At 72.8% G+C, this 7,211-nt stretch carries 5 protein-coding genes; 4 read left to right on the forward strand and 1 reads right to left on the reverse strand.

Features of this window, described 5'->3' with window-relative positions; all coding sequences use genetic code 11:
• The coding region (locus GL263_RS17655; protein WP_228456591.1) for an ATP-binding protein at positions 1 to 3,144 on the forward strand (3,144 nt) is incomplete at its 5' end.
• Between the two features lie 57 nt (positions 3,145 to 3,201).
• Here the strand turns inward: GL263_RS17655 and GL263_RS17660 are convergent.
• A complete protein-coding gene (locus GL263_RS17660; RefSeq protein ID WP_182856690.1) occupies positions 3,202 to 3,690 on the reverse strand; it encodes an SseB family protein in 489 nt (162 codons plus the stop codon).
• Between the two features lie 234 nt (positions 3,691 to 3,924).
• Between GL263_RS17660 and GL263_RS17665 the strand changes: the two genes are divergently transcribed.
• From GL263_RS17665 to GL263_RS17675, 3 genes are all read left to right on the forward strand, one after another.
• Positions 3,925 to 5,751, forward strand: a complete 1,827-nt coding sequence (locus GL263_RS17665; protein WP_182856691.1) for an acyl-CoA dehydrogenase — start codon at positions 3,925 to 3,927, stop codon at positions 5,749 to 5,751.
• Positions 5,752 to 6,133: 382 nt separating this feature from the next.
• Positions 6,134 to 6,313, forward strand: a complete 180-nt coding sequence (locus GL263_RS17670) for a hypothetical protein (protein ID WP_228456592.1) — start codon at positions 6,134 to 6,136, stop codon at positions 6,311 to 6,313.
• Positions 6,314 to 6,565: 252 nt separating this feature from the next.
• The gene (locus GL263_RS17675) at positions 6,566 to 7,165 is read left to right on the forward strand and encodes a DUF3558 family protein (RefSeq protein WP_182856692.1); all 600 of its coding nucleotides are present in this window, start codon (positions 6,566 to 6,568) and stop codon (positions 7,163 to 7,165) included.
• The last annotated feature ends 46 nt before the right edge of the window (positions 7,166 to 7,211 follow it).

Consider the following 7,211-nt stretch of genomic DNA (forward strand, 5'->3'; position numbering starts at 1 on the left):
GGGCACCCGGTGGGGGTGGGGCGCCTCGCGGAGGCGCTGTGGGGCGCGCGCCAGCCCGGCAACCCGGTCAACACCCTCCAGACGAAGGTGTCGTCGCTGCGCCGCGCGCTGGCCGCCGCCGAGCCGGAGGCGCGGCGTCTGGTCACCTTCGGGCCGCCCGGGTACGCGCTGCGGGCGGACGACGTCGACGTCTACCGCTTCCGTGAACTCGCCGCGCGGGCCCGTGGCGAGGACGACTCGCGGCGGCGTGCCGACGGCTACCGGGCGGCGCTTGACCTGTGGCGGGGCCACTCCGCGTACGCGGACTTCGGCGGGGAGGCTTTCGCCGACCCGGTGGCGGCGCGGCTGGAGGAGGAACGCCTCAGCGTCACCGAGGAGTTGGTGGCGGCCCGACTCGCGCTCGGGGAGGCGCCGCGCCTCGTCGGGGAGACGTCCGCGCTCGTGGCCGCACATCCGTTGCGCGAACGGCTGTGGGCGGTGCACGTCCGCGCGCTCTACCAGGCCGGACGGCAGGGGGAGGCGCTGGCCGCGCTCACCGAGGTGCGGCGGCGGCTCGCCGACGAACTCGGCGTCGACCCGGGCCCCGAACTGGCCGAGCTGCACGGGGCCGTACTCCGCCAGGACCCGTCGCTGACCCCGCGCACGGCGGCGGAAGCGGGGGCGGGGGCGGCGGCGGAAGCGGGTGCCGTCGCCCGGGACGAGCGTCGGTCGGCGACAAACCTGCCGGCGCCGCTCACCCCGCTGGTCGGCCGCACCGCGCTGGTCGCCGACCTGGTCGGCAAGCTGCGGTCGGCCCGGCTGGTGACGCTGACCGGGCCCGGCGGGGTCGGCAAGACGCGGCTTGCCGTCGAGGTGGCCGGCAGGCTGGTCTCCGACCACGCCGACGGCGTCTGGATGGCCGAGCTGGCCGGCGTGCCGGCGGAGGCCGCCGGGGAGGTGGAGGGGGTGGTGGCCCGGGTCCTCGGCATCCGCGACGACCGGCCGTCCGCGCCGGGCGCGTGGTTGGGGCGGTCGCTCGCCGACCGTTCGCCGCTCCTCCTGCTGGACAACTGCGAGCACGTGGTGGACGAGACCGCCGACGTCGTGGCCGGGATGCTCGCCGCGGCGCCCGGGGTCCGGGTGGTGGCGACGAGCCGGGAGCCGCTGGGCGTCGCCGGCGAACTTGTCTGTCCCGTACCGGCCCTGTCGGAGGAGTCGGCGGCCGAACTGTTCACCGCCCGGGCGGCGGCCGCCGCGCCGGGTACCGAGCTGGACCCGGCAGCGGTGACGGCGGTCTGCCGCCGACTGGACGGCCTGCCGCTGGCCCTCGAACTCGCCGCCACCCGCGTACGCGCCCTCGGAGCAAGGGAGTTGGCGGCCAGACTGGCCGACCGGCTGGCGGTGCTCGACGGCGGCGCGCTGCGTGGCACGCCGCCCAGACAGCGGACGTTGCGCGCGGTCATCGACTGGAGCTGGGAGCTGCTGACGCCGGCGGAACGCGCGGTGCTTCGGCGCCTGGCGGTGTTCCCCGACGGCTGCGTGCCGGCGGCCGCCGAACAGGTCTGCGCGGACCCCGCCGCCGAAGCCGCCCCGCCGGGCGGCGCCGTGCCGCCCGAAGGCGTCGTCACAGGCCCGGACGTCGTCGGGGTGCTCGCCCGCCTGGTGGACCGTTCGCTGGTGGTGCGGGTGGACGACGGACCGACGGGCCGTTTCCGACTGCTGGAGTCGGTCGCCGAGTACGCGCTGGAGCGACTGGCCGCCGCGGGCGAGCGCGACGGGCCGGAGACCCGGCTCGTGCGCTGGGCGGTGCGGTCGGCGGAGGAGGCCGCCGCAGGACTGCTGGGCGCGGACCAGCGGCGCCGACTCGCCGACCTGGACGCGGAGTCCGGCACCGTACGGGCGGCGCTGGAGGCGGCCCGTCGGCACGGCCTGGCCGAGGAGGCGGACCGGCTGGTGGCCGCGCTCGGCTGGTACTGGTTCCTGCGCGGCCGGTTCCAGGAGGGCCGCCGCGCGACACTGCTCGCCGAGGAGGCCCGGACGGGCCCGGCGCCCCGAAGCGGTGAGGCGCCGGTCGGCGACGAGGGCGCCGACGCGGTGACGTGGCGCGGCGTCTTCGCGCTGCTCTGCGGGGCTCCGGCGCCGCCGGACCTCGACCGGTCGCTCACCGGGAACGGGCCGGGGGCGGCCCGCCGCCGTTGGCTGATCGCGCTCGCCCACTGGACCGCGGGCGACCTCCCGGCCAGCGAACGCCGGCTGTCGGCCGCTCCTGAGGACCATCCGCCGGGCGACCCCGCACCCGCCCACCGCTGGTACCGCGCCGCCGCGCGCATGCTGCGCGGCCAGCACGCGCTCGTCCGAGGCGATCTACAGGCCGCCGGGCGGGACGGCCGGGCCTGCGCGGAGGTGTTCGCCGCGGTGGACGACGGCTGGGGGCGCTGCCAGGCGGACGCGCTGCTGGCCTCGCTCGCCGAGATCAACGGCGACTACGCGCGTGCCGCCCGACTCAGCCGGTCGGGCCTGGAGACCGCCCGGGGGCTCGGGCTGTGGCCGGAGGTCGCGGACCGGCTGTGGGCGCTGGGGCGCGTGGAGATGCTGGGCGGCCGGTTCGACGAGGCGCGCTCCTTCCTGGAACGCGCCCGGCGGGTGGCGGTCGAGCACGGCTACACCAGCGGCGTCACGCACGCCGAACACGCGCTGGCGCTGTGCGCCCGGCGGGCCGGGGAACCGGCCGAGGCCGAGGAGCGGCTGCGCCCGCTGCTCGCCGGCTACCGGGAGATCGACTTCGCGCCCGGTGAGACGCTGGCGCTGGCGGAGCTCGGCTTTGTCGCCACCGGGCTCGGCCGGGTGGACGAGGCGGCCGAGCTGCACGAGCGCGGACTGGCGCTCGCCCGTGCGCTCGGCGACCAGCGCGCGGTGGCGCTTGCCGTGGAGGGTCTTGCGGAGGTGGCGGTGCTGCGCGGGGACGCGACGCACGCGGCGGAACTGCTGGGCGCGGCCGCCGCCGGCCGGGAGGCGGCCGGGGCGCCGCTGCCCGACGCGGAGAGCCAGGACGTGCGGCGGGTCACGGCGTCGATACGGGAGCGGATCGGTGAGCCCTCCCTGGCCGCCGCCCTCCAGCGCGGCCGCGCCCGGTGGCACACGACCCTGTGGGACACGACCCTGTAGGACACGACGCGTCCCCGACGCCAGGCGGCCGCGCGAACTCCGTGAGCGCCGGCGACGTCAGCCGTACATGCGGCGCATCGCGTAGTCGACCATCTCGCCGACCGCCTTGGCGTCGAAGACGACGCGGTGGTCGCCCTCTATGTCGAGCACGAAGCCGTACCCGGCGGGCAGCAGGTCCAGCACCTCGGCGCCGGTGATCACGAAGTACCTGGATTCCTTGCCCGCGTACGCCCGCAGCTCCTTGAGCGTGGTGAACATGGGGATGACGGGCTGCTGGGTGTTGTGCAGGGCGAGGAAGCCGGGGGTCTCGCCGCGCGGGCAGTAGACGCGGGAGTTGTGGAAGATGCTCTGGAACTCCTCCGCCGACATGGTGCCGGTGGTGAAGGCGCGTACGGCGTCGGCGAGGGACGGCGGCGCCGGCTCGTACAGCGGCTGCTGCTGCAGCGGCGGCTGGCCGTAGCCGGACTGCGGAGGCGGCGGCTGCGTCGAGTACTGCCCGTGGCCGCCGGGGTGGTGGCCCTGTGCGCTCTGGTCGTAGCCGTACATGCGCCACAGGTTACCGCCGGAGGGCGGCTCGCCGTGCCCCGCTTGCCGTACCGGGTACCCCGGGCCCCGAACCGGCCTCCTTACCGCGGGTAACACGTGGGGTTTTCGACAGCTCCGTCACACTCCCGGCGCTTGGGGTTGCTTCTTATTACCGACGGGTAGCACTATGGGAGCTACTGATTGGTACGCATCTGGAGGAGCACCCCCCTCCCCGGCATTACGGAGCCTGGCGCCATGGGCCACTACAAGTCGAATCTCCGGGACATCGAGTTCAACCTGTTCGAGGTGCTCGGTCGCGACACGGTGTACGGCACAGGGCCGTTCGCCGAGATGGACGTGGAGACCGCCAAGAGCGTGCTCTCCGAGATCGCCCGCCTGTCCGAGAACGAGCTGGCCGCCTCCTTCGAGGACGCGGACCGCAACCCGCCGGTCTTCGACCCGGAGACCAACACCGCTCCGATCCCCGAGTCCTTCAAGAAGAGCTACCAGGCCTACATGGACGCCGAGTGGTGGCGCCTGGGCATCCCGGAGGAGATCGGCGGCACCACCGCGCCGCGCTCCCTCCTGTGGGGCTTCGCCGAGACCATCCTCGGCGCCAACCCGGCCGTGTGGATGTACGCCTCCGGTCCGGCCTTCGCGGGTGTCCTCTACGAGGAGGCCACCGAGGAGCAGCACAAGATCGCCCAGCGCATGGTCGACCGCCAGTGGGGCTCCACGATGGTGCTGACCGAGCCGGACGCCGGTTCGGACGTCGGCGCCGGCCGCGCCAAGGCGATCAAGCAGGAGGACGGCTCCTGGCACATCGAGGGCGTCAAGCGCTTCATCACCTCGGGCGAGCACGACATGTCCGAGAACATCATCCACTTCGTGCTGGCCCGCCCCGAGGGCCACGGTCCGGGCACCAAGGGCCTGTCGCTGTTCATCGTCCCCAAGTACGACTTCGACTGGGAGACCGGCGAGCTGGGCGAGCGCAACGGCGCCTACGCCACGAACGTCGAGCACAAGATGGGCCTCAAGGCCTCCAACACGTGCGAGATGACCTTCGGCGACAAGCACCCCGCCAAGGGCTGGCTGCTCGGCGAGAAGCACGACGGCATCCGCCAGATGTTCAAGATCATCGAGTTCGCGCGGATGATGGTCGGCACGAAGGCCATCGCCACCCTCTCCACCGGCTACCTCAACGCCCTCGAGTACGCCAAGGAGCGCGTCCAGGGCGCGGACCTGGCCAAGTTCACCGACAAGACCGCCCCGCGCGTCACCATCACCCACCACCCGGACGTGCGCCGCTCGCTCATGACCCAGAAGGCGTACGCCGAGGGCATGCGCGCGCTGGTCCTCTACACCGCCGCCGTCCAGGACGAGATCCTGATCAAGGAGCACGCCGGCGAGGACGCCTCCGCCGCGATCCGCCTGAACGACCTGCTCCTGCCGATCGTCAAGGGCTACGGCTCCGAGAAGTCCTACGAGCAGCTGGCGCAGTCCCTCCAGACCTTCGGCGGCTCCGGGTACCTCCAGGAGTACCCGATCGAGCAGTACATCCGGGACGCCAAGATCGACACCCTCTACGAGGGCACCACGGCGATCCAGGGCCAGGACTACTTCTTCCGGAAGATCGTCCGCGACCAGGGCCAGGCCCTGACCGCGCTCTCCGAGGAGATCAAGAAGTTCCTCGCCGAGGCCGCCGGCGGCGAGGGCCTGGCCGCCTCCCGCGACCAGCTCGCCAAGTCCGCCGCCGACCTGGAGGGCATGGTCGGCACCATGCTCACCGACCTGGCCGCCACCGAGCAGGACGTCAAGTCCATCTACAAGGTCGGCCTCAACACCACCCGCTTCCTGATGGCCTCCGGCGACGTTGTCATCGGCTACCTGCTGCTGCGCGGTGCCGCCGTGGCCGCCGAGAAGCTGGCCGGCGCGTCCGCCAAGGACAAGGCCTTCTACGAGGGCAAGATCGCCGCCGCCAAGTTCTTCGCGGCGAACATCCTGCCGGGCGTCACGGTCCAGCGCGAACTGGCCGAGAACATCGACCTCTCGGTCATGGAGCTGCCCGAAGAGGCCTTCTGACGGTCGCCGCCACCGGCGGCCGCACACCAACACGAGGGGCCCGCTCCCGGTCGGGGGGAGCGGGCCCCTCGCCCATGCGCCCCCGGAGGCGCGAGGGCGCCACGCGAGGCGCCGGCCGCCCGTTCGCGCTCCGTGACTCAGCGCCCCCGCCCGTCGTCCTCCCTGCCGGACAACCGCGCCACGCGCTGTCGCTGACCCCCGTACCCACCAGGCCCGGCGAGCGGCGCCGACCGCCGTAGCCTGACCGCCCACCGGGAAGCAGCCGTCCATTGAGCGTCGACGCGAGCGTGAACACCGATCTCCCCAAGGGCCACGCGGTCCTGTCCGGAGCCGACGGCAAACGGCCAAGTACGGCCGCTTCGGAATCCCGATCTACCTGGTCGTGGACCCCTACACCCAGGAAGTCGTCCTCCACACCCAGCCGACCGCCATCGGATACGTCGCGACACACACTCACAGGTACGGCACGGGCAAGCTCCCCAACCCACTCGCCGACGGCCGCACCTTCACCCTCGACGAACTCCCCCTCCCGGAGCCCGAGTCGGATGCCCACCGACAGTGAGCGTTTCCGTTCCCGGGGCGGAATGATCGTGTCGAAATCGCGCACGTGGCTGAGTATTTCCAAAAGGGCGGTCCCTGGCGGTAGTTGAATAGCGCGTATCAGTACACTTCTCCAACTCGCCCCGTGGGGAGGTGCCGCACTCGGCGGCGTAACGGGGTTGGGGGCCGTCGCCGGGAGGCGCGGCCGTGGCGATTCGGAGGAGAATCCGTGAGATCCAGAACTGGCGGCAGAGGGCGCGGGGGCCGGAGACGGGTGGCCCCCGGGCTGTGTGCGGCGCTCATCGTGGGGGCGCTCGCGCTGACCGGCTGTGGAGGTGACTCCGACAGCCCGGACGACGCCAAGGAGAACGGCGCGAACGCCTCTGCGGGAGCCACACCGCCGCCCGGCGACCAGGAATCCGGCCAAGGCGAGGACGCCGGCGAGGACGCCGGCGACGGAGGCACGACCGCCATCCGGACCGATCCCTGCGAACTGGCTTCGAAGAAGGACGTCGAGGGCGTTCTGGGAGCTCCGGTTCTGAAGGTCGAGAAGGCGAGTGTCGGCTCCAGCCCCGTCTGCTCCTGGGCGGTGGACGAAGGCGGCTTCGGAATCAGCGTTTCCGTGAAGTCGGAGAACGGCCGCACCGACTTCGAACAGCAGGAACAGACCACCCGTGACAGTACGAACACGCAGAAGGTCGAAAAGGTGACGGGCGTCGGCGACGCGGCCTTTGAACGGCACTCCGCCTACGGGCCCACCCTGTGGATGCTCAAGGGCGACCTGGTCCTGGAAATCCAGTACCAGACGTCGCTGGCAGCCGATCGCGGCGAAATGCAGCGCAAGATGGGTCGGCTCATCGCGTCGAAGTCCTGACCGAGTGCGCGGCGGGGAGGACGCGGGTGACCGAGTGGTGCCGTGT

Source organism: Streptomyces durbertensis (assembly GCF_014156695.1).
In the GTDB taxonomy this organism is placed as follows: Bacteria; Actinomycetota; Actinomycetes; order Streptomycetales; family Streptomycetaceae; genus Streptomyces; species Streptomyces durbertensis.

What these genes read in the sequence shown, in the direction of transcription:
- GL263_RS17665 (WP_182856691.1), top strand. Translation starts at nt 3,925, where the DNA reads ATGGGCCACTACAAGTCGAATCTCCGGGACATCGAGTTCAACCTGTTC.
- GL263_RS17660 (WP_182856690.1), bottom strand. Translation starts at nt 3,690, where the DNA reads ATGTACGGCTACGACCAGAGCGCACAGGGCCACCACCCCGGCGGCCAC.